This window comes from Psychrobacter sp. P11F6 (genome assembly GCF_001435295.1).
GTDB lineage: Bacteria > Pseudomonadota > Gammaproteobacteria > Pseudomonadales > Moraxellaceae > Psychrobacter.
Genome location: NZ_CM003594.1, coordinates 397,239 through 420,153, shown reverse-complemented (window position 1 = coordinate 420,153; position 22,915 = coordinate 397,239). Strand labels below are relative to the sequence as shown.

Annotated in this window: 18 protein-coding genes; 9 read left to right on the top strand and 9 right to left on the bottom strand. The window is 42.5% G+C overall.

All coding sequences use genetic code 11. From position 1 onward, the window contains the following. Positions 1–127 precede the first annotated feature (127 nt). Positions 128–1,249 (top strand): PilT/PilU family type 4a pilus ATPase, encoded by a 1,122-nt coding sequence (locus tag AK822_RS01785; RefSeq protein ID WP_055123483.1) that lies wholly within the window; start codon positions 128–130, stop codon positions 1,247–1,249. 147 nt (positions 1,250–1,396) lie between these two features. Here the strand turns inward: AK822_RS01785 and fur are convergent, their stop codons facing one another. Next, a complete protein-coding gene (fur, locus tag AK822_RS01780) occupies positions 1,397–1,831 on the bottom strand; it encodes a ferric iron uptake transcriptional regulator (RefSeq protein ID WP_055123484.1) in 435 nt (144 codons plus the stop codon). 327 nt (positions 1,832–2,158) lie between these two features. Here fur and AK822_RS01775 point away from each other — a divergent pair, with 327 nt between their 5' ends. Next, on the top strand, positions 2,159–2,578 hold the full coding sequence (locus tag AK822_RS01775; protein ID WP_045455336.1) for an outer membrane protein assembly factor BamE: 420 nt from the start codon (positions 2,159–2,161) through the stop codon (positions 2,576–2,578). Between the two features lie 44 nt (positions 2,579–2,622). Here the strand turns inward: AK822_RS01775 and AK822_RS01770 are convergent, their stop codons facing one another. The 4 genes from AK822_RS01770 to AK822_RS01755 all read right to left on the bottom strand — a co-directional run bounded on the left by AK822_RS01770 (position 2,623) and on the right by AK822_RS01755 (position 5,922). After that, positions 2,623–3,003 (bottom strand): RnfH family protein, encoded by a 381-nt coding sequence (locus tag AK822_RS01770; RefSeq protein WP_045455380.1) that lies wholly within the window; start codon positions 3,001–3,003, stop codon positions 2,623–2,625. Continuing rightward, positions 2,991–4,133 carry a hypothetical protein gene (locus AK822_RS01765; protein ID WP_060490362.1) on the bottom strand — a complete coding sequence of 381 codons (1,143 nt, stop codon included), beginning with the start codon at positions 4,131–4,133 and terminating at the stop codon, positions 2,991–2,993. The genes AK822_RS01770 and AK822_RS01765 overlap by 13 nt, the downstream gene beginning before the upstream one ends. A gap of 446 nt (positions 4,134–4,579) precedes the next feature. Further along, positions 4,580–5,248 carry a c-type cytochrome gene (locus tag AK822_RS01760; RefSeq protein ID WP_045443487.1) on the bottom strand — a complete coding sequence of 223 codons (669 nt, stop codon included), beginning with the start codon at positions 5,246–5,248 and terminating at the stop codon, positions 4,580–4,582. Positions 5,249–5,586: 338 nt separating this feature from the next. Continuing rightward, positions 5,587–5,922 (bottom strand): c-type cytochrome, encoded by a 336-nt coding sequence (locus AK822_RS01755; protein ID WP_045443485.1) that lies wholly within the window; start codon positions 5,920–5,922, stop codon positions 5,587–5,589. Positions 5,923–6,331: 409 nt separating this feature from the next. On the opposite strand from AK822_RS01755, the gene yihA reads away from it, so the two are divergent. After that, positions 6,332–7,120 (top strand): ribosome biogenesis GTP-binding protein YihA/YsxC, encoded by a 789-nt coding sequence (gene yihA, locus AK822_RS01750; RefSeq protein WP_087945527.1) that lies wholly within the window; start codon positions 6,332–6,334, stop codon positions 7,118–7,120. A 146-nt stretch (positions 7,121–7,266) separates the two neighbouring features. On the opposite strand, the gene AK822_RS01745 is transcribed toward yihA, so the two are convergent. Together AK822_RS01745 and AK822_RS01740 are read right to left on the bottom strand one after the other, a co-directional pair. Next, complete coding sequence (locus AK822_RS01745; protein ID WP_060490361.1) at positions 7,267–7,980, bottom strand: HAD family hydrolase; 714 nt, start codon at positions 7,978–7,980, stop codon at positions 7,267–7,269. Between the two features lie 120 nt (positions 7,981–8,100). Then, the gene (locus AK822_RS01740; protein ID WP_060490360.1) at positions 8,101–9,111 is read right to left on the bottom strand and encodes an RluA family pseudouridine synthase; all 1,011 of its coding nucleotides are present in this window, start codon (positions 9,109–9,111) and stop codon (positions 8,101–8,103) included. Positions 9,112–10,321: 1,210 nt separating this feature from the next. Between AK822_RS01740 and AK822_RS01735 the strand changes: the two genes are divergently transcribed. After that, a complete protein-coding gene (locus AK822_RS01735) occupies positions 10,322–14,629 on the top strand; it encodes an Rne/Rng family ribonuclease (RefSeq protein WP_060490359.1) in 4,308 nt (1,435 codons plus the stop codon). A gap of 104 nt (positions 14,630–14,733) precedes the next feature. Here AK822_RS01735 and AK822_RS01730 read toward each other — a convergent pair whose 3' ends face one another. After that, positions 14,734–15,663 (bottom strand): DUF808 domain-containing protein, encoded by a 930-nt coding sequence (locus tag AK822_RS01730; RefSeq protein WP_060490358.1) that lies wholly within the window; start codon positions 15,661–15,663, stop codon positions 14,734–14,736. 413 nt (positions 15,664–16,076) lie between these two features. On the opposite strand from AK822_RS01730, the gene AK822_RS01725 reads away from it, so the two are divergent. From AK822_RS01725 to AK822_RS01705, 5 genes are all read left to right on the top strand, one after another. Further along, complete coding sequence (locus AK822_RS01725; protein WP_060490357.1) at positions 16,077–16,931, top strand: DsbC family protein; 855 nt, start codon at positions 16,077–16,079, stop codon at positions 16,929–16,931. Positions 16,932–17,201: 270 nt separating this feature from the next. Beyond that, complete coding sequence (locus AK822_RS01720) at positions 17,202–18,560, top strand: homoserine dehydrogenase (protein WP_060490356.1); 1,359 nt, start codon at positions 17,202–17,204, stop codon at positions 18,558–18,560. A 96-nt stretch (positions 18,561–18,656) separates the two neighbouring features. Beyond that, the gene (locus tag AK822_RS01715) at positions 18,657–19,838 is read left to right on the top strand and encodes a thiolase family protein (RefSeq protein ID WP_060490355.1); all 1,182 of its coding nucleotides are present in this window, start codon (positions 18,657–18,659) and stop codon (positions 19,836–19,838) included. 428 nt (positions 19,839–20,266) lie between these two features. Further along, entirely contained in the window at positions 20,267–21,115 is an 849-nt protein-coding gene (locus AK822_RS01710) for a DUF2382 domain-containing protein (protein ID WP_045443477.1), read from the top strand. A 261-nt stretch (positions 21,116–21,376) separates the two neighbouring features. Next, the gene (locus tag AK822_RS01705) at positions 21,377–22,033 is read left to right on the top strand and encodes a YsnF/AvaK domain-containing protein (protein WP_060490354.1); all 657 of its coding nucleotides are present in this window, start codon (positions 21,377–21,379) and stop codon (positions 22,031–22,033) included. Between the two features lie 72 nt (positions 22,034–22,105). Here AK822_RS01705 and AK822_RS01700 read toward each other — a convergent pair whose 3' ends face one another. Further along, complete coding sequence (locus tag AK822_RS01700; RefSeq protein WP_060490353.1) at positions 22,106–22,639, bottom strand: hypothetical protein; 534 nt, start codon at positions 22,637–22,639, stop codon at positions 22,106–22,108. Between the last annotated feature and the right edge of the window lie 276 nt (positions 22,640–22,915).

The following is a 22,915-nucleotide window of genomic DNA, read 5'->3' as shown; positions in this document are numbered from 1 at the left end:
TGATATGTGAGTCAATAATACAAGCATTCATAAGCCATGATACGCCTTACTTTTATTGCTACTGGCGATTTTTAAAACATGATTTTAAATAATTTTTTAATCGATTTACATCGAATGCAGGTACGATATGGACATTGATAAACTATTGCAGTTAATGATCAATAAAAATGGCTCGGACCTTTTTATTACCGCTGATGTAGCGCCTTCCATGAAAGTGAATGGCAAAATTCTGCCTGTCGGTAAAACGCCTTTAACCGCTGAGCAAACCATGCGATTGGTCAAAGGCGTCATGACACCAAACCAGCAAAAAGAGTTTGAAGAGACCAACGAGTGCCAATTTGCCATTGCTGATGAAGCACAGCAAGCACGTTTTCGGGTCAGTGCCTTTATACAGCGTGATATGGCAGGGATGATTTTACGGAAAATTGAGAATAAAATTCCGACTGTCGAAGAGCTGCGTTTGCCGCCCGCGTTAAAAGAGTTGGCAATGAAAAAACGCGGTATCATTCTGCTTGTGGGTGCAACAGGTACAGGTAAATCAACGACCCTTGCTTCTATGATCGGACACCGTAATCAAAACTCGCATGGTCACATCATTACCATCGAAGATCCTATCGAGTTTGTTCACAAACATCGTGGTTGTATTATTACCCAGCGTGAAGTTGGTATCGATACCCATTCATTTGAGGCAGGGCTAAAAAACACATTACGCCAAGCACCTGATGTTATTTTGATTGGTGAGATTCGTAACCGTGAAGTCATGAGCTACGCGATCCAGTACGCTGAGACAGGGCATTTGGTGTTTGCAACCTTACACGCCAACAACGCCAACCAAGCGATTGACCGTATCATCCACTTTTTTGAAACCAGTCGCCACAATCAGTTATTTATGGATTTGTCGCTCAACTTGCAAGCCATTATTGCGCAGCAGCTCATCCCAACTCCTGATGGTAAAGGACGCCGTGCGGCTATTGAGATTTTATTGAACTCACAGCTGATTAGTGACTATATCCGTAAAGGCGAGGTTCATGAAATCAAAGATGTCATGACACGATCGCGGGATAGCGGCATGCAAACCTTTGATCAGGCTCTTTTTGACTTATATGAGCAAGGAGAAATCACCTATAAAGAAGCGATTCTTCATGCTGACTCTCCTAATGATTTGCGCCTAAAAATCAAACTCAGCAGTAAAAATGGCACAGCCAATCTGGATGAAGGTGCGGATAACTTATCATTAGATATCAGTTAAGCATGGCTTTTGAGCATTATTATTCGTTTTTGCCATAAAAACTTATAAGAAAGCCCTCATATTATTATGAGGGCTTTTCCTATTTTATACATGGCGATAACGTACTCAAAACGATATCAAAGGTAGATCATGCTCACCAATTAAAAATTACTTGATGCTATCCTGACACTCTTGGTCATTACAAATACCGTATAGCACCAATGAATGACCTGATAACTTAAATCCATGCTTTTCTGCGACTTTAAGCTGCTCTTCTTCGATGACTTCATTATGAAATTCTATAATCTTGCCACAAACGTCACAAACCAAATGGTCATGATGGCCTTCTTGGGTAATCTCAAACACCGATAAATTATTTTCGAAGTTATGACGCTCGACGATACCAGCTTGCTCAAATTGCGTCAGCACTCGGTAGACAGTCGCTAAACCCACATCCTCACCTTGCTCTATCAGTGCTTTATAAACCTCCTCAGCACTCATATGATGCAACTCTGCACTCTCTAGTAGCTCTAAAATCTTGATGCGAGGTAACGTGACTTTTAATCCCGCTTTACGTAAATCTTGATTGGTAAAAGAAGCCATAATATCCCTTCTGACTGTGACAGTCTTAGCAAATAAAGAACCAAAAATATGAGATAAATAATCGTTAACGATTATTTTTTATAGTATATGAAACATTTTAATAACAGCAGACTGGCTGATTTGACCTGATTTCCAAGCCTGTTATTTTCTATAATAATCCTAACGCAAGTCTATGAATTTAAAATATAAATAATAAAATGACTCAGGTAGCATTTGGTAAATAATGTCGTAAGTGGTAGGAAATTGCAAGTAAATGACGTATCATTTGTCCAAGATTGTCGGCCAGACTCGCATTAACAACCTCTGGCTGCGCCTAATTCATTTCTTATGAGTCATCTTACCATGATAAAGACATTAACTTTTCGTCCGTTAAGCCCTGCAAGCGTATTACGCAAGATTGTCATAACCAGTATGCTTAGCGCTACTGTCGCCATGTCTGGCTGCTCATTATTGAGTGTTTATAAGATTGATTTGCCACAAGGCACTGCCATCACTCAAGCGCAAGCGCAAAAACTGCAAGTGGGTATGAATCAAAACCAAGTCCTTTATATCCTTGGTAGCCCAGCTATTAGAGACACCTTAGAACCTAAGCGTTGGGATTATATTTACGATTACAAAGCAGGGACAGAAGGTAGCCGCAAGGGTATTGCTGATGTCAAAAATGCCAGTCAGCACTTAATTATCTACTTTGATAATAATGGTTTGGTCAATCGTATTGAAGGTATCGAAAGCCTGCCTGCCTCATAATCAAGAACGGCAACTGGCTTTAATGATAGATGACGCAACATCGCTTAAACTCGAGATTTATTTTTGCGCTGAGACATGGGATCAGCGCTTAAGCTGCGATATACTTCGATACGATCAAAAGGCTGCAAGCGATAGCTGAGCGGCTGTTTTTGTGCATAGATACCCACATGCCAACGCTTCGCCGTTGGCGTTGCAATATCTGCCACTTGCTCACACCAACGTGCTAACGCTGGAAATTTCACCAACCATCCTGCCTGCCTCAATGCCTCATACAAACTTGTTTCATCATTAACTTGTAGGGTTAAATAATGCTGACATTTTGCATCTTCAGCATATGCCAAATAAACAGTCATTAGCATGGTCTGCTCAGATGACGGCGCACAATTATTATCAGATTGAACGCCATTAGCAGTTAACTCAACCACTGCATCACCCAACCTATCAATGCCAATAACAGTGCTAGTGGCACAATCAAACGAATCGCTATTCGCCATAAGTTATAAAACGCTTCATTGCCAAAATTTAATGACTTACGCAGATGACTAATTTTCATCTGCCAACCCGCAAAGATAGACAGCAACAATACCGCTATGCTGCTAATAATCACTAAAAGTCCGACCAGCCAAACAGTTGGTATGATAACGACTAATAAAAGCGCCAAAACAAAGGTTAATACCAAACTGACCAGTAGTCCAAACTTGTGCGCTAATTGCTGGCTACTATAATGCAGCAAATAGCTGGCGACAAATAACACCCCTATCCAATATGATAGCTGTCCAATCGGTGGCAGCGCCATGCCACTAATAAATAACGCCACAACCCCAACGATCAATTGCAATATCCAAATCGGGAGTACCAATTTGGTTGCCCGATACTCACTCGGCGCACGGCTGCGAGCAGGTTTTTGTGCATTGATATTGTCCGTGTCTACTGCTGTTGCCACTTGGTTAGTTACCAAGTTTTGACCAAACCAGTATAAGCCTGTGCCTGCACCCACACTAACCAACGCTAACGCGACTGCACGTGCCCATTCATTTAAGCTGATATCAGTCATCGCAAAGTCAATATTGGGTAGGCCATTTGCCACGCCGAGCAACAAGCCTATCACCATTAATCCCAGGCCAATCGGTAACGGTGCAACGCCCAATAAACTGAGTAACACAGCAATGACCATCAGGCCAGCAGCGATCGCAAAATCTGGTATAGCAGGAGCGCTATTAAGCTCCGTCAATGCTGCCAAAATACCTGTGCTCGCGCCTGAGATCACTAACGCCGCAATCAGAATAGAGACCAGCGCGGCGAGCCAACCAAAACTACGCCATATTGGGCTGGCATCTGCTTCGCGAGTAAGCTTTTGCATCCCTGCTAATGGCGCATCAACACTACGGTAGGCTAAGGCAATTTCCGCATAAACAACGGGCAAGGATACCAATACCATAGCCAATAGCCAGAGTAACCAAAAGTCAATCTCACCAATGGATGCTGGTGCAAACCAACGAAACAGCAGTAACGGTAGCAATGCCGCGATAAAATAAGAAGCATAACGGATCATCATAATCTAAATCCAAACGATCTAATACCTTTCACAAAAATGAGAATAGCTAGGAAAACGAGTGTCCGTACTGCGCATTGTAGACGAAACAAGTTTGACACCGCCAATCATACTCTGTGGGTTTGGTATAAAGTGAATAACGATAATTTATCATGATACAGAGCAATGATAGGCCTCTGTAAGCAGTTTTATTCTATATAGTCGATTCCATTTAAAAGAAGCACAAGGTAACCAGAAGCAAATATATATTCAATACTTCAAGCGAGGTTAATGCGACGACTCTTTTATAATGGAATGACTATAAGGTCTCTATAATATAAGGGATAAACAGTTATAAAAAAACCCCGAAATCGGGGTTTAATAATGAAACAATGGCGGATATATGGTCAAGTGCTTATTAATTTCAGTGAGGCAATTTGCATTAGGCACTCGTAGCTGATACCAATGAATTAGTGAACAGCACTGATATAGTCTGACAATATACGAATATCACGATCCGACAGTTTCGATGCGACTGTCTGCATCATGCCCATATCGCCTTCTTTCGCAGCATCATTGACACGTTTTTGCTCATCACTATCAACATCATCAACACGGCCAGCCGCACGGAAGAGTTTTAGCTGAGTTGCGATGTACTGTGCATGCTGACCACCTAAGCGTGGAAATGCCGCCCAAGTATTACCAGCAGCATCTGGACCATGACAGCCTGCACAACCGATGACACCGCGTGACTTATCACCACCTAAGAATAGCTTAGTGGCTTCTTGGTTGGTCGCAGGATTACCAAATCCAACACCCCAAGGCGCTTGGCTAGCATAATAACCAGCAACGTTGGCTAAATCTTGCTGCGATAAGTTTGCAACTTGTGATTGCATAATACCATTCTTGCGATAACCTGCTTTAAAGTTGACCAACTGTTTGTAAAGATACTTTACGTTTTGGCCACCCAAGTTAGGCTGCGCAGGGACAACACTGACACCATCAACACCATGACAAGCAGCACAAACCGTTTCTGCAATTTGCTTACCGGCATTGACGTCGTACTCAGGAACAATAATAGCAGCTTGTACGCTGAAACTTGCAACGCATAAGCTGGCAGCAGCGATTAACTTTTTCATTGATACAAATCCTACTAGCTCGGCGTAAGCATTATTTAGAGTGATTGCACTGATAAGATACCTCATATAAACCACCCTACTATTGATTAGGTAGGTATATGTTTTAAGGTCTTGGCCACAAGCAGTCTGAAAGTACTTACTAACATCAGGGTTTATTTTCGATTATTATAGCAAGACTTTGTAGCATTTGCCTACTTAATCGTCACATCCATCAGTTTTTCTAACACATAGACAAGTATGCCAACAAAAAACAAAAAGCGCTTACAGGCTAAAAAACCCAGCGCTTTTTTAAGTTGTTTTATAGTGTGTCGTATTGTGTTGCTTTATCGGTCAGCGTCTCACTTACTCATGTACTCAATCAACTTACGATAATCATCGTCGCTACAACTGTTACAAAGACCACCAGCAGGCATCTGCGTCATACCACTTTTAACGGAATTAATAAGTGTCGGCATGCTTTTTTGTTTGATAAGCTGTTGCCATTTGGCACTATCACCTTTTTTGATGGCGTTCAGCGCACCACTATCGTGACAGGCAGCACATGAGTTATCATAGGTGGCTGCAATATCAGCAGCATTAGCGCTAGTCATGATAGCACTACTGAGCAGTAATGCCGCTCCGCTACCTATTAAAACTCGGTAGGTCTGGCTAAAAAGTGCATTGATTGAAACCATAGAACACCTCCTTTTGATGCTTCTCTCGTTTAATCAATCTTGCTATTAAACGTCGTTCGTTCAGTATATCTTATTAAACATTGTAACAATGTATGTCGTATAAATATAGATAAATATAGTTTGGCTTTGGTAACGCATGAATAAAAGCGGCAACTTGCTCTAATGAGCGCTTATTTTAATGGTATTCTGTCATTTATGTGATGCTAATCATAGTTATTTCAATAAGTAAGATAAGTAATAGTATAGAATAGTCGATAACTTGAAATGACTGTGTTTATGACCAATAAACATTAAAAGTTATGATGAATAAATTCGTAACGATTTTTTGTCTAATGCACTGTCTTCTCGACAACCAGTTGATTAAAATTTTATAACCGTATCCAATTTCTTAAAGATTAATGAGCCATTTATGAGTACCCCGTTTACTGATGTCGCCGCCGAACATGCATTGTTCAACACTAAATCTCGTCAAAAAATTCAGCAAACTGAGTTTATGATGTCAGCGCCTACTTTTCGTCTCTGCCCACCCGATATGGGCTTAGAAGTTGCCTTTGCAGGACGCTCAAACGCAGGTAAATCCTCTGCTATTAATGCCTTAACCAACCAACGCCAACTAGCACGCTCATCTAAAACGCCTGGTCGTACGCAGATGATTAACTTTTTTAGTATTGGTGATGCTGATAGACGTTTGGTGGATTTGCCAGGTTATGGCTACGCAGCGGTACCGCTTGAGATGAAAAAAGAATGGCAGGTTGAGCTAGAAGAATACTTGGTGGCGCGCTCAAGCCTTGCAGGTTTGGTGCTCATGACTGATATTCGTCATCCATTGAAATTCTTTGACGAGCAAATGCTACGTTGGGCAAATGATGGTGAACTGCCGGTGCATATCTTGTTAACCAAAGCAGATAAGTTAAAGTATGGCGCATCTAAAAATGCGTTACTTAATACTCGTAAAAGACTAAAAGAACTGGGGTTGAACTGTAGCATTCAGCTATTTTCAGCACTAAGAAAAGAAGGTCTTGATGAGCTGGCTGGTATCATGGGCAACTGGTATGAGTATCAGCTCGATGCAGACAAAATCATTGAATCCTCTTTTGCGTTACTAGAAGGCGCTGAGTTGGAAGAAGCGATCGAAAAAGATAGCATTGAAAAAGGTGCTATTGAAAAGGAAAGTGCTCAGAAGGATAGCACTCAATAAGGATAGTGCTCAAAAATAAAACAAATAAATATCATCGTCTCCAAGTAAAAAGGGTTTATCGCTATTATCGATAAACCCTTTTTTTATTATCATTTTTAGCATCTAAAAAGATTTTTATTTAAGCACTTTTATTTAAGTACTTTTATTTAATTGCATAGTAGCTCAGCCAACGCTTGTGGCGTGTCAACCTGATAAGTGGGTTGCTGTGCGGCAAGTTCGCTACTGCTAGCTGTACCATAATTCACCGCAATACTGGTCATGCCTAGTTCCGTTGCCATTTGGATATCGTAGATACTGTCACCGATGAAAACAGCATTGGCGATTTGCTGCTGCGTATAATCCAAAATATCGGTCAACATCTGCGGGTCAGGTTTTGAGCCTGCCTCATCGGCACAGCGGGTCATCACAAAATAATGGTGACTCTCTGAAGCATCTAATACGCGGTCTAAGCCCTTTCGCTTTTTACCAGTTGCAACCGCGAGACTTTTACCTTGGGCTTGTAGGGTCTGCAACATCCCTTCTATCGGCGCAAAAAGCGGTGTACTGTGGCTGTTGGCAATATAGTGGTCTGCATAGCTTTGCTGAATCGCAAGCTTTTGCGTGTCATTGGCTTGCGGATACAAAATCTCAATGCCATTCATTAAGCTCAGCCCAATGATGTCTTGTACAGCTTTATCGGTGGTCTGGAACCCATGCGCCTCTCCTGCCACATGCATTGACTCAACGATTAATCCAATGGAATCCATCAGCGTCCCATCCCAATCAAAAATAATCAGCGTCTTATCCGCTAAACGATGGCTGGCTGATAACTGAGTTCCTTTGGAAGCGCTAGAGATACTAGCGACAGATAGATTGCTCATAAATAGACCTTAACGAATATCAATAATAAATGGTAGATACAAAAACGTCACGGCGACTTATTAAGAAAAATAAGCGTTCGTGACGTTTAAAGTTAATGCTTAAAAATTTTATTTGGCGACTTATTCAGGCAATTTAACTTGCTCTGGCAACCAATCTGCCATGTCATCTGGTAGCGGTGCAGTAATAGTTTCATAGCCTGGAATGTCTAAACGCCACGCATGCAGACACAGACGATGGACGCCTGATTTATCATGCACATTATATTTATCATCACCCAAGATAGCGTGACCAATATGAGCCAAATGCACACGGATTTGATGAGTGCGACCGGTCAGTGGTTTGGCTTCAATTAAACTAACTGGCTGATCAGCAATCATAAAACGACCATGAACGACGATATCCGTCTGGCTGTCTTTAGATTGCGGATCTTGCGCATCTACTTTGACGCGGCGTTCACCACTAGCAACTGTATAGCGTAGCAATGAGGCATCAATGCGTTGCTCATTTAATGCTGGCTGACCTTTGGCGATACATAAGTAATGCTTTTGGATGGTTTTATCGACGAGATGCTGTTGCAACGCTTTTAGCGCTGAGCGTTTTTTAGAAATCATCAATAGACCTGAGGTGTCTTTATCAATGCGATGTATCAGCTCTAGGTATTTTTTACCTGTCACTTCACGCATGGCTTCGATAACACCAAAGTCCAAACCACTACCACCGTGAACGGCGATGCCAGAAGGCTTATTCAGCACTAGCATTCCTTCGTCTTCATATACTACGCGCGCTAACAAGCTTTTAGCAAACTCGGCACTGATAATTGGTTTTTCGCGGGTAGCAAGTACCACTGGCGCGATACGTACCACGTCTTCACGCTGTACTCTATCATGCGCTTTGCAGCGTTTATTATTGACCCGAATCTCATCTGAGCGAATCATTTTATAGATATGCGGTTTTGGCAAACCTTTTAAACGGTTCAGTAAGAAATTGTCCAAGCGCTGATCGTGTTGATGGCGGGTTACTTCAAGATAATTTACCTTACCAAAGTTGCTGATTTCATCATCAGCGCTTTGCGGGCGTGTTTTACTATTAAAAATAGCAGGGGCTTCATGGGTAGGTGCGTCGTCAGTCATTTTTGGCTTCGTCATTTTTAGTTAGGTATTTACAGAAAGATTTGCTATAGTTTAGCATGTTGAGCGACAATTAAGCAGAGACTGCAGCAATAATCATTGTTGTTGTCCTAAATAGCGCATTACCATTTTTACGAACTTTTAGTGAAAAGGTATTAGCGGTATACCCTGCCAACATTGTATGTTTAATCGGATTTTAGGGCGCAGTATCTGTTTAGAAATATCACTTGTAGATATTTATAGATATGTCCCCATAAATTGTAAAATGAAAGTATCGTACTGACTTTACTCAGTACCATAGAATAAATAGTGACACTAAATACCTTTGTGTTCATAAATTCAGCGTTGATAAGTTTGGCTAAATGCCTATTTATTGACCGATAATGACACTACATTGACTCACAACCTGCATGACAACGACTTTATTTGATAATTATTCATGATTTAATGACTGGTTATCTGGCGGTCCTTTAGGCAAGTGTAGTTGAGCAAGTATGGGTTGTTTAGCATTAGGATCGAGAAGTATATCGATAGCTGCCTACGTATTGGTGGTCAAACAGATAACGATAAAAAAGATATGAATACAGCACCACACCGATAGTTTGGTCATTTATTCTGTTTGCCAAGTACGCCCCGCTGATCACCGGAGCCGCGACACCTAACCGTAAAACACCCAAGATATTATTGACGTTATACCAGAAAGAACGATAAATAAAGAGTGACCAATTGCTTTACCTAAACAAATAATTGCTGAATATCACCATTTCATATAATGGTATTTATAACAGCGATATTATTGCTAGACTTTGATGGATGGATTGCAGCAGCACAACGCCTTTTGAATATCAGTATATTGAATCTCGTCACTGCCCGTCGCCTGCTCTTACAAAGTAAGCTGGCATGACTACCAATAAAGCTTGCTGATAGTAAAACTGAATCGCATGCTGAAGCATTAATATTTGTACCAAACCTATCAATAATAGGATATAAATAGATAGCCTTACACCCTATAAATTTTATATTTACGTTAGTTCTTCTAACACACTTTAGGTAAAAAACAAGCCATTGACAAAGCCCAAGTGCTTTATTAACCCATGATTTACGTTCTATCGTTGATTAACATCTGCCCATGCTAATTTAAATATTAGCCATACTTGCCATTGCGCTCTAAAGCCCGTCTCGTCGTTGTTATGCGTACTCATAGGATACAAATATGAAACGCATTTTGATCAACGCTACTCAAAACGAAGAAATTCGCGTCGCCTTATGTAAAGGCAACCATCTTTACGATTTCGATCTTGAAAACCGTACTCGTGAACAAAAAAAATCCAATATATATAAAGGTCATGTGACCCGTGTCGAGCCATCGCTTGAAGCGGTGTTTGTCGAATATGGCTCACAGCGCCAAGGTTTTTTACCCATTCGTGAAATCTCTGCTGAATACTTAAGCGGTAATCCACGTGACGAAAACATCAAAAAGCTGATCAAAGAAGGCGATGAATTAATCGTCCAAGTCGAAAAAGAAGAGCGCGGTAACAAAGGCGCTGCCCTATCGACGTATGTCTCATTAGCTGGTCGTTATCTGGTATTGATGCCAAACAACCCTCGTGGCGGCGGTATCTCACGTCAAATTTCAGGCAAACTTCGTGAAGACATGAAGCGTATGCTAAGCAATCTTGATTTGCCAAAAGGGATGAGTGTCATTATTCGTACCGCGGGTATTGGTAAAACTCAAGAGGACTTACAGCACGATTTAAACCACTTGCTGAATATCTGGCAAGCCATTCAAGAACAAAACCAGAAATACCCTTCACCGCGCTTGGTACATCAAGAAGCAGGCGTCGTAACCCGTGCTGTCCGTGATTATCTACGTGATGATATCGCTGAGATTTGGATTGATAATGAAAACGCTTACATTGAAGCGGCGGGTTTTATCGATGCGGTTATGCCAAAACAAGCAGAAAAGCTACGCAAATATACCGATTATGAGCCCATGTTTTCGCGCTTTAATATCGAAAAGCAAATCGAAACCGCGTATCAACGTGAAGTGCGTCTGCCATCAGGTGGCTCAATCGTTATTGATCAAACTGAAGCACTAGTCTCTATCGATATCAACTCAGCCAAGTCGACCAAAGGTTCAGACGTTGCCGAAACTGCATATCATACCAACCTTGAAGCAGCCGATGAGATTGCCCGTCAGCTACGTTTGCGTGATATGGGTGGTTTGATTGTCATTGATTTTATTGATATGAATGACAATAAGCATCAAAAAGAAGTCGAAAAACGTCTGATCGATGCCACCAAATATGACCGTGCACGTGTGCAATTTGGTGATATTTCTAAGTTTGGTTTGATGGAGATGAGCCGTCAGCGTCTACGTCCATCGCTAGAAGAGTCAACCGGTTATATCTGCCCACGCTGCCATGGTAATGGCATGATTCGCGATTTGCGCTCATTGTCACTGTCAATTATGCGTCAGATTGAACAAATCGCGCTAAAAGAACGTCAAGGCGAAGTACAAGCAGAAGTTCCAACAGATATCGCCGCCTTCTTATTAAACGAAAAACGTGATGCCTTAGTTTATCTTGAGCAAGACAGTGGCACGCGTATCACGATTTTGCCACACGCGCATTTAGAGTCGCCTAATTTTAAACTACACTTTAACCGTGATGGCTTTGCGCCTTCAAGCTATGAGCGTATTACGGATACAGCCCAAGAACATAGCGATTTGGGTTATGAAGTTGACTGGCAAACGGCTGAAAAAGAGCGTCCAGAGCAACAGCCAACGCGCCAGCCACGTCAGGTAGCGAGCAATGATACTAATACTGCTAGCCAATCAAACAAACCGACTAGTACAGCTGAGCATAGTAAACACAGCAACGACCATCGCAACAATAAAAATACGACCAACGTTTCATCGGCGCGCGCGCCACAAGCAAACAACAACCAGAGTGTGGCAGCCCCTGCCCCTGTTGCTCCAGTAGAAGCAACTACAGCTCCTGCACATGTTGAGACAGCAGCTCAGCCACAAGCAGTGGCGTGGTTATCAAACCTATTTGCGCAAGCACCACAAGCCTCAACGACGCCTAGCGTCAGTAGTCGTGATGCAGCAGAAGCCATTGAAGCACTAGTAAATAATGGCGCACAAAGCTTAGGCTCATTTGGACAAGTTGATAGCAGTGCCCTGAGTAATACATCAACGGGTGCATCGAACAATGTACCAGCAAATCAGCAGAACAGTCAGAAAAATAACGAACAACCATCCGACAACAATGCCAATCGTCAACAAGCGCGTCGTAGCTCAGACAGCGACACCGATGATGATAGCAGTAATGAAGATAGAAGAAGACGTAAGCCACGTAAATCTAGATCTTCTAAACCTCGTCAAAGAAAAGATCAGGCAGAAGAGTCGAGCAATGAAGTAAGCGGCGATACCGAGAACAACACCTCAAATAACGCTGATGACAAGCAGGCTGATAATCAAAACAAACGTCAGCAGGATACCAGACGCACGAATGAGCGTAACCGTAACAATCGTCAAGACAATAACCAGCAAAACAGCAGTCGTCAAGACAGTAGCCACCATGCAAACGAGCGCAATAATGATGCTGATAAAGACAGTAATACGGCAGATGAGCAAACTCGTGCGAAGCGTAAATCGCATAGTCAACGCGGTTCACGTGGCAAGTTAGAGCGCGGCGAGACACTAACAGCTGAAAATATTAAGCAACCCAATCAGCAAGCGACGACAGGTGCGAACAGCCGAAAAAATCACTCTAACACGCGTCGAAGTCAAGACCCTAATGAAGTCGTGCTACAGGTCAATGAAGCAGCCGTTGAGCTGAAATCGCCAGAAGTCGTGCACTTGTCTCTAGATGACAGTAAGTCTACACAGACAAAACCTCAGTCTACTGAAAAGCAAAAGTCAGCGAATGATGTTAATAAAGAAAGCATTACAAAAGAAGCTAGTACACAGCAAAGTGATAATCAGCAGAGTAATGACAAAAAAGTTGCTCCTGAAACAGCTGCTGTGAAAGGTAACGACGAAGGCACTGTAGCGACTCATGATGTTAATGTTGATGATGTTAACGTTAGCACCACTGAGGACAAGGGACAAAATAATGCCCCGAAAACAGACAGTAACACTGCTGACAAAAAACCTGCTCTAGATGAGCAACCAGCATCTAACAGCGTTACCAAAGACCAAACTGACCATTCAAAATCTGTGGATACTGACGTGGACAGCGTAGCAATAACGCCAAAACAGCCCGAAGCAGAATCGACAGAAAAAGCGAATAGTGACACTGTTGACGCTACCGACAGTGACGCCGATGTTAGCAATGCCAATGACAGTCATAGCGCAAGTGGTCATAGCGCAAATGATAAGAACAACTCAGCACTGGCACTAACGCACGAAGCATTATTTGCCAAGCGCTACGTGACTGCTGAGAAGTTTGGTCAGGCTAGCAATGATCCACGTGTGGTTCGTAGTCAGCAAGTGCAAGCAACTGAACAACCACCAGTAGCTGAGCCTGCAGTAGTAAGCCCATCGACTATTCGTGGCACCGTTGGTGATTTTGTTCGTAAAGCATTAGTAGATGCAGAAAGTCGTTTGAAAAATGACGGTGTCATTAGTTGCTTTATTGCTGCTATCGATGCACATACGCAGCAAGCAAAATCAGCTAACAAATCAGCCAACATTGAAACGAGCGTCACACCGACTGCTGATACTAACGTTGAGGACAGCAATTTCGACTTTAGCAACTATGGCTATCAGCCATTGGCGGCAGATTACCTGACTCGCTTTGAAACGATGACACAAGCGGTCAGTCAGTTTGCGGCAACGCAAGGTAAAACAGACGTCGAACCACGCGCCATTGGTAAGCGTGCTGGCAACGATCCACGTGGTCAACATCCTAGTTATCAGGAGCCCGCAGTGTTGAGTCTACCGACCGAACAAGCGGCTGATACTGAGCAAGCGGTTATTGAACATGATGATAACAATGTGGATGCTCATGATGTTGAGGCAAATGCTCTAGCCAATCAAGCTCAGGCTGATAATATCAGTGCTCACAGCGAACAATTACTAGAAGCAGATCAAGCGCTAGTAGAAGCAACTAACGAGCCGTCGAATGAAGGCACTGTTATTGCTGAGCGCGTAGCAGCTGAAAAGATTGACGGGGCACATGACGATAGCGAAGCTGCTGACATTGAAGAGGCTAATACTCAAGAAGCTGACGTCGAAAAAACTAAGCCAGCAGATGAGCCTAAGGTAGAGCAACCTATCAATACCAAAGAAGCGGGCAAAGACGACAGTCAGGCAGCTAAGTCAAAAACCACGATTGCCAGTTATAAAAACATGATTGAGAATGTGGCTGAACAACTGCTGCCGCAAACTGGTATGTTTAATTTGACCACGCCAAAAGTACCAAAGGCACGTAGCCGTAAGCCTAAAACGGAGCATAAAAAGCCCACGCAAGCTGAAAAGCTAGAGGCTGATGACTCAGATAGCGAAAGCTAATCGTATAACGCCCAACGCAAAAGCCCCAAAGTTGTCAGCAACTTTGGGGCTTTTTTACGAAATAAAATTACAAAAAATATAAAGCTAAAGCACAGGTAACTGACTTAGTGTGCAGATGACGCTGTGTCGTCCTTTCCACGAATTTTACTAATAACTGTTAAGATAGCCACAACCGCAGCACCAATAATAAAACCAATGACGCCATTTAATATCGTTGTCGTTAAGCTTTCAAAGATACCCGTTAAATCAGCGATATCCTCTACTCCATGATGTAAGAAGCCGATACCGTGTACTAAGATACCACCGCCTACTAAAAACATTGCCAACGTGCCAGCGATAGATAGAAACTTCATCAGTTTTGGTGCCGCTGCAAACATTAATTTGCCCAATTTTTGCTTGAACGCCCCTTCTTGTTCCATTAAATGCAGACCTGCATCGTCTATTTTCACGATACCAGCGACCAAGCCATAAATACCAATCGTAATACCGATGGCTAAAATAGACAGCACCAAGCTTCGTTCTAATAAAGTGGCGCTTGCCGTTGATCCCAAGGCAATCACAATAATCTCAGCTGACAGAATAAAATCCGTACGTACTGCACCTTTGATCTTTTCCTTTTCAAAAGCGACCAAATCTATAGTCTCATCAGCATTGGCTTGCCGACGCGCTTCTTGCTCCTCATCATGCGGCAAAGCATGCGGCCAAAATCGATGAATGACTTTTTCAGCACCTTCATAAACCAAAAACAAACCACCACACATTAGTAAAAAAGTGACCAGCGGTGGATAAACAGCACTAATCAAGAGTGCCGCTGGTACTAGAATAAGCTTATTAATAAATGAGCCTTTGGCGACCGCCCAGACCACTGGTAGCTCACGATTGGCTTTGACACCCGTGACCTGTTCTGCGTTGAGCGCCAAATCATCGCCCAATACACCAGCGGTTTTTTTAGCAGCGACTTTGGTCATGACGGAAACATCATCTAATATCACACTGATATCATCAAGTAGGGTTAATAAACTGGCACCTGCCATGTGTGCTCCTTAGCAAAAATTTATTGAAATAAAGGGTTAAAAATAACTGATACCAATAGTTTTATAGGAATTTTTATAAAAACACTGTTATTAGCCGTAGACTACAAGGGCAAGCGTCGATATTAAATAGTACAAATGTATCTTGTTTTTTTGAATTGACGTTTATGCCTACTACTATTATTGCTGCCCTTACCTCCCTATATCACCTCATAGCCTGTGGCTGTTATTTGCCATAAATATGTTAATATAGGCGACATGATTACTTACCTTTTATAATTATTAAATTGTAAAAAAACCTTTTAATTTTAAACCTTTAAGACAATATCAATACGTATTGCTTTATATAGAAATTTAGTATCATTTTTCTTAAAACGACTTCACGATTAGGCACGATGCCTACAGGACACCTATATATGTCATCCCCGATTGCAAAAAACACCTTTGCTCAAAACCGTTTTTCTCGAAATAATTTATCTCGTTTTATGATGAGTGCACTGCTTGTTGTGATTGCTGCGGGCTGCTCAAACAATGCAGCAGATGCGACCAGCAACACCAGTATCGTCAATAATACCGATGCTAAAACCAGTACAAGTAAGGCATCCGCTGATAGCGATGCTGCCGTGGTAAAGGCGTTGCAGGCGAATTTGAATACGTCTGGTATTGAAGAAAATATCATTTCAGCCGTACCAACAGATATGGATGGTATTTATTGGGTTACAGCGGAAGGACTGCCTTCTTTCTTTACTGATAAGTCTGGCAAACACATTATCCAAGGTCAGATTATTTCTGTTGGCGAGGCTCTGCCTGTCGATATCAGTGCGGCATTGGTTGCTAGTACCGCACAAGAAGCCCTAAAAGCCGTCGATAAAAAAGACATGGTGATTTATCCAGCAATAGGCGAAACGAAGTCAGTGGTCTATGCCTTTACCGATGCAGACTGTGGTTATTGTCGTAAATTGCATGAAGAGATGGATGATATCAATGCACGTGGTATCGAAGTACGTTATTTGGCATGGCCGCGCAGTCAGGAATCGGTGCCAAAAATGGAAGCCATTTGGTGTAGTCAAGATCGTAAGGCTGCCATGAATCAAGGAAAAATGGGCGCTGATGTACAAGCGCCTAGCTGTGCCAGCCCTGTACAAGAACACATGGCACTGGGTGCAAAACTTGGTGTGCGTGGTACTCCCGCTATCTTTACAGAATCTGGTCAGCAAGTAGGCGGTTATCTACCTGCGGCGGAGTTGGCTCAAGCTGTCGGTGCTAGCTAAAATCTGTTATTGTTTCAGGTATTTGTGATATCTATGACGATGGCGACATTGTGTAGACGTCACAACTGCTTGTCGGTATGATACGATAAAGCGCTATGAAAAATCAGCAGCATACTTTTTATTTGAGTATTTTTTATTCAACTGTAATGAAAAATCGATAAAGCTGCGACTGTCAAAGTGCACGCAAATACTACAGCTAGTAGCGCATGTGCATTTGACTCTATGACAGCGTTATCATTGGTTCATTATATTTAACCTCTTGAGGATACTGTGAGTAATTCCATCAAACTAGCGATACTTGGTCTGGGCACCGTCGGAACGGGCGTGATCAATCTAATCAATGACAACTTAAATGAGCTAAAACGCCGTAGCGGACGCGACATTATCATTACCGAAGTTGGTACGCGCCGTCATCGTGATGATATTGATCCCAATATTATGCAAAACAGTGACTTGATGGCAACTGCTGCAAGCGACAATGTCGATATCGTCGTCGAGGTGATTGGCGGTACGACCCTTGCCAAAGACGTAATTATGCACGCCATTAAAAACGGCAAGCATGTGGTGACTGCAAATAAGGCGCTATTGGCAGAACATGGCAACGAAATCTTTGCCTTTGCTGAAGAGCATAACGTCCATGTCGCTTATGAAGCAGCAGTCGCAGGCGGTATCCCCATTATTAAAGTCATGCGCGAAGCGCTCGCTGCTAATAAAATCGATTGGCTAGCAGGTATCATCAACGGTACTGGCAACTTTATCATGACCGAAATGCGTGACAAAGGTCGCCCGTTTGCCGACGTGTTGAGCGAAGCACAAGAATTGGGTTATGCAGAAGCAGATCCGACTTTTGATGTTGAAGGGATTGATGCCGCTCATAAACTGGCTCTACTTGCCTCGATCGCGTTTGGCATTCCGCTGCAATTTGACAAGGTCTACTGTGAAGGTATCACTGGCATCACCTTACAAGACGTTAACTATGCAGAAGAGCTTGGCTACCGTATCAAGCATTTGGGCTTTGCCGTACGCCGTGATGGTCAAGGTAATGATGAGGCTTCTGGTATCGAGCTGCGCGTACACCCAACGCTCATTCCGCAGGATGCGTTACTCGCCAACGTCAATGGCGTAAAAAATGCGGTATTGGTAAACTCCCATCCGCTTGGACAGACGTTATATTGCGGTGATGGTGCTGGCGCTGGTGCGACGGCTTCTGCGGTGATGGCCGATGTGATGGACTTAGTGCGTGTTCTAGGTAGCAAAGACAGTCACGATGAAAGCAACAGTAATCAAAACAATCACGGTCACCATGTGCCGCATTTAGCATTTATCCCTGAGCAGCTATCAGACACGCCCATATTGCGCGCTGAGCAGATGATTACCGGTTATTATTTACGCGTACACGCTTATGACAGCCCTGGTGTGTTGGCAGATATTACTCGCATTCTAAGTGATGCTGGTATTAATATCGACGCAATTTTACAAAAACCTGCGCACAAAGTTGGTCAAGTTCCAGTTATTATTTTGACGCTGCCCGTGGTCGAAAGTCAGATGAATCTAGCCATCGAAAAAATTGAAAAACTAGATACCATTACTGATAAAGTAGTACGCATTCGCTTGGATGAGCTAGCATAAAGCCTGCAGTTATTGAGCCTAAAAGATGCTATCTAGTCCGCGTTTGGTTTTAATTCAGACAAACTCATTTAAAATACGTAAAAAGGAATAATAACGATGTCAAATGATGCAATTGTAATTTTAAACGGCGCACGTACTCCAATGGGCGGCTTCCAAGGCGCACTAAAAGATATGAGCGCAACGGAACTTGGTGGTGCTGCTATTAAAGCCGCTGTCGAACGCTCAGGTGTGGCAGTCGATAGTATTGACGAGGTCATTATGGGCTGTATCTTGACCGCAGGCTTGGGTCAAGGTCCTGCGCGTCAAGCGATGCGTAATGCAGGTTTATCTGATGCAACTGGCGCTGTCACTATTAACAAGCTTTGTGGTTCAGGGCTAAAAGCAGTCATGCAAGCACATGACGGCATCAAAGCTGGTAGTTTCAATGTGGCAGTCGCTGGTGGCATGGAATCAATGACCAATGCGCCATACATCATGCCAGGGTCACGTGGCGGCTACCGTATGGGACATAAAGAAGTCAAAGATCATATGTTCCTAGACGGTTTAGAAGATGCTGAAACTGGCAAACTGATGGGTATGTTCGCACAGGAAATGGCCGATGAAAAAGGCTATACCCGTGAGAAAATGGATGCGTTTGCTATCGAATCGCTAAATCGTGCGCTCACTGCTATCAAAGACGACCACTTCAAAGATGAAATCACGCCAGTGACTTTTAAAACCCGTAAAGGCGAGCAAACCGTCGATACCGATGAGCAACCCGCGCTTGCTAATGCCGAGCGTATCCCTACTCTACGTCCAGCCTTCGCTAAAGATGGTACCATCACGGCAGCAAACGCCAGCTCAATCTCAGACGGTGCGGCAGCGGTTGTGGTCATGAAAGAATCGCAAGCAAAAGCTGAAGGCCTTGATTATCAAGCGCGTATCGTTGCAACCGCATCAAACTCTCGTCACCCAAGCGAATTTACCATTGCTCCGATTGGTGCAATTGAAAAAGTATTGGCTAGTGCTGGTTGGTCAGTCGCTGATGTTGACCTATGGGAAATCAACGAAGCGTTTGCAATGGTAACTATGGCGGCGATGGACGAGCTAAAAATCGACCATGCCAAAGTAAACGTTGAAGGCGGCGCTTGTGCACTCGGTCATCCAGTAGGATGTTCAGGTGCTCGTATCTTGATCACGCTTATCAACTCTCTCAAGCGTACTGGCGGCAAAAAAGGCGTTGCGACACTTTGTATTGGTGGCGGTGAAGCCGTGGCTGTTGCTATTGAACTTGCTTAACACTCAAGTAGATTAATTAATCGATTGATATGTTAAATTAGCCTCTATCATTATTGCTTATTATAAAATTTTCAACATATCAGGAACCGCATCGCTATTTGCTTTGCGGTTTTTCTGTGTCTATGACTCTTAAATAAGCTAGAAATATTGCTCTGTGTAAAGACACGTTAGTCTTTGACCCCAGCTATGTTATGCCATTTACAGCCTATTACACGCAATTACTTCAAGCGCACACTTTGCTACCTTGCTCATATATCTCATCGAAAATCATGATGTTAAGATTCTTACAAGTCGATGTAGAGGCTACTCACATGGCTTGCTACACCTTTTATTATAAAAATATTTTTACTAGAAATTTAACTTTTCCAAAACAACGATTGTTTTTAAAATAATTAATAATGATTAACTCATAAAAAAGGAAGACAACAATGAGCCAACTAATTCGTTTAAAAGATATTCAAGCTACTCATAAAGATTTAATCGGTGATGATTATTATGACCCAACAGGTAAAACTGCTTATGGTGTCAATGAAGAAAAAATCGGTAAAATTGAAGGTGCATTAGTAGAAGACACCACTGGTCGCATTCGTTATTTGATCGTTGATGCTGGTGGCTGGTTCAGCTCAAAAGAAGTGTTAGTACCCGCTGGCTTGGCACGTATCGTTGGTGATGACGTATTCTTTGACAGCTTGACCAAGTCTCAAGTCGATGCCATGGAAGTATATGACCATGATTATCAGTATAGCTATAAAGACCAGTATCAAAAGGATCGTCAAGCATTTGTCGCTGATACTGTTCCAGTTGCAGAGCGTATGGAGATTGCAGACCATGCCTATGACGCACCAAACACACTAGAGCTACTAGAAGAGCGCCTGACCGTCAATAAAGATCGTATCGTGGCAGGTTTGGTTAAAGTTGGTAAGCATATAGTGACCGAAGAGCGCAATGTCGATGTCGAGCTAGAAGAAGAGCATGCTAATATACAGCGTACTAACGTAGATCGTCCAACAGATCGCCGTATCGGTGACATTGATGGCAATCAAACCATTGAAGTTGAACTAGAGGCTGAACGTGCTCGCGTTGGTAAAGACACTTACGTATCTGAAGAAGTGAACGTCGGTAAAACTACTGAACGTCATACTGAAACTATCGTTGAGACTATCCAACGTGAAGAACTAGATATCGATCGCGATGGTAACGTAGTAGACCGCGAAGGCAACATAATCGACCGTGATGGTATTACTGCAGAAGACGTACGCCGTGCTCGTGGTATGTAATACGCTAAACCGTCATACTGTTTGGCTGTCATTAAAAAGTAAGAACGCCAAGCAATATATGACCGTAATAAGCAGCTAAGTATTTTTACTTAGTGAATTAAGACCAGAGCATGCCTCTGGTCTTTTTTTGCTTATTATACTCAAAAATACTTAGGAATTAAAAATACTTAATGACATCTGATAAGGCTAACCTTGCAAAATCTGCAAAAATGGCTCTAAAATATTGTATAACGATTTTTTCTTAAAGATAAGGACATTATGATGACTAGCAATCACGACGACAACATCCCGAACGATAGCTTTCTAAAAGAGGGTTTACATAACAAGCAAGTGATACCAAACGCTATGACTGCCCCAATTGATACTCATAATGGCACAGTAGCTAATGACATAGAAAGTAATGATATAAGCAGTAATGACATAGATAAGAGCAATCTTAATGTTGGACACTTGGAGCTATTAGAAGAGCGCCCTGTCATCAACAAAGAGCGTTTAGATGTTGGTAAAGTAACGGTGACCAAGCACGCTCGTACTAAGACCATTGATGTGCCTATTGAGTTGGTAGAAGAGTATATTACTATTCGCACTGAATACCACGATGCGAAAAGTCAGGAATTATTGTCAGGCAATTATGATGAAAAGGATATATTGCGCCATGTCGAGCCATCGTTAGATAGCAAGGCGGTCGTTACCGTGAATGGCAAACAGATCGAAATTGGTGATGAACCGATTGAAATTGTCCTATCACGCCAAGTGGCTACCATTACTAAAGACACTTATGCTATCCAAGAAATCGATATCAATAAAACCACTCATACCCATACAGATAGTATCCAAGTAGTGCTTAAGCATGAAGAATTAGATGTGAAGGAAGAGGGATTTTTGGCACATGAGTCTAGCGCCCCTCCTCATAAATAATTTTGCTGACTCATTAAAACCAGACATAAAAAAAGCAACGTTATCGTTGCTTTTTCCTTGATTGCTTACTTATTATGAGGTTTTTTTACATTCATAAGTGCTGACATTAGCCGCATCTGCACCTGCTGTACGCATCACACCCGTCTCACGCGCTTCATGTGCTACACGCCACTGGGTAAAGCCCTGACTGCCATCAATAGCGGTTGCTACTTCAAACACTTCTGGATTACTGGCATCATTAGTTTTATTTAATGTCACTGTACCCGTATCAGTCGCGATGACTACTTGTTTGGCATCTTCTTTATAAGTTGCATTAACTTTCAGCTCAGGTGAGCACAGATAGGCTATTTGACTGACGCCACTATTTACCGAAGCTACGGTATCATCCTGTACTTCACTGAGCGATGCATCCGCTGTATCAACAACCACCTCATTAGGCTCAGCAGGTTCAGCGGACATCGGCACCGTTTCTTCGCTATGAGCACCATCATCTATACCCGCTTCTGTCTCTGACTGTTGCTGACAAGCACTAAGCGTCAGAACGCCAGCAAGTAAGCCAGTCAGCGCCACAGAAGTACGCAATTTTTTTAATAATTCTATAGTCATAACACTTTCCCCAATGAATATGTTAAACACTATAACGTGCCCATAAATTCACGCCTATGTTGAATTTGTAAGTAATCAATACGAAATATAGCCAACACATTTGTGAAGAGTCAACTTTACTGCCTACAAAAAATATAGTCGATTCAAGATAATGTAGAGACAAAGAATATGAGCAAATACAGAAAAGCCCTTATCTACTTTAGATAAGGGCTTTTGAAACTAACGAATATTAAAGATATATGAGCAGCAATGCTTAGCTGTTTATTATCAATATTC

What these genes read in the sequence shown, in the direction of transcription:
- AK822_RS01775 (WP_045455336.1), top strand. Translation starts at nt 2,159, where the DNA reads ATGAGTCATCTTACCATGATAAAGACATTAACTTTTCGTCCGTTAAGC.
- AK822_RS01730 (WP_060490358.1), bottom strand. Translation starts at nt 15,663, where the DNA reads ATGGCAGGTGCCAGTTTATTAACCCTACTTGATGATATCAGTGTGATA.
- AK822_RS01705 (WP_060490354.1), top strand. Translation starts at nt 21,377, where the DNA reads ATGACTAGCAATCACGACGACAACATCCCGAACGATAGCTTTCTAAAA.
- AK822_RS01755 (WP_045443485.1), bottom strand. Translation starts at nt 5,922, where the DNA reads ATGGTTTCAATCAATGCACTTTTTAGCCAGACCTACCGAGTTTTAATA.
- AK822_RS01715 (WP_060490355.1), top strand. Translation starts at nt 18,657, where the DNA reads ATGTCAAATGATGCAATTGTAATTTTAAACGGCGCACGTACTCCAATG.
- yihA (WP_087945527.1), top strand. Translation starts at nt 6,332, where the DNA reads ATGAGTACCCCGTTTACTGATGTCGCCGCCGAACATGCATTGTTCAAC.
- AK822_RS01725 (WP_060490357.1), top strand. Translation starts at nt 16,077, where the DNA reads ATGTCATCCCCGATTGCAAAAAACACCTTTGCTCAAAACCGTTTTTCT.
- AK822_RS01740 (WP_060490360.1), bottom strand. Translation starts at nt 9,111, where the DNA reads ATGACTGACGACGCACCTACCCATGAAGCCCCTGCTATTTTTAATAGT.
- AK822_RS01710 (WP_045443477.1), top strand. Translation starts at nt 20,267, where the DNA reads ATGAGCCAACTAATTCGTTTAAAAGATATTCAAGCTACTCATAAAGAT.
- AK822_RS01700 (WP_060490353.1), bottom strand. Translation starts at nt 22,639, where the DNA reads ATGACTATAGAATTATTAAAAAAATTGCGTACTTCTGTGGCGCTGACT.
- AK822_RS01735 (WP_060490359.1), top strand. Translation starts at nt 10,322, where the DNA reads ATGAAACGCATTTTGATCAACGCTACTCAAAACGAAGAAATTCGCGTC.
- AK822_RS01760 (WP_045443487.1), bottom strand. Translation starts at nt 5,248, where the DNA reads ATGAAAAAGTTAATCGCTGCTGCCAGCTTATGCGTTGCAAGTTTCAGC.
- AK822_RS01785 (WP_055123483.1), top strand. Translation starts at nt 128, where the DNA reads ATGGACATTGATAAACTATTGCAGTTAATGATCAATAAAAATGGCTCG.
- AK822_RS01765 (WP_060490362.1), bottom strand. Translation starts at nt 4,133, where the DNA reads ATGATGATCCGTTATGCTTCTTATTTTATCGCGGCATTGCTACCGTTA.
- fur (WP_055123484.1), bottom strand. Translation starts at nt 1,831, where the DNA reads ATGGCTTCTTTTACCAATCAAGATTTACGTAAAGCGGGATTAAAAGTC.
- AK822_RS01745 (WP_060490361.1), bottom strand. Translation starts at nt 7,980, where the DNA reads ATGAGCAATCTATCTGTCGCTAGTATCTCTAGCGCTTCCAAAGGAACT.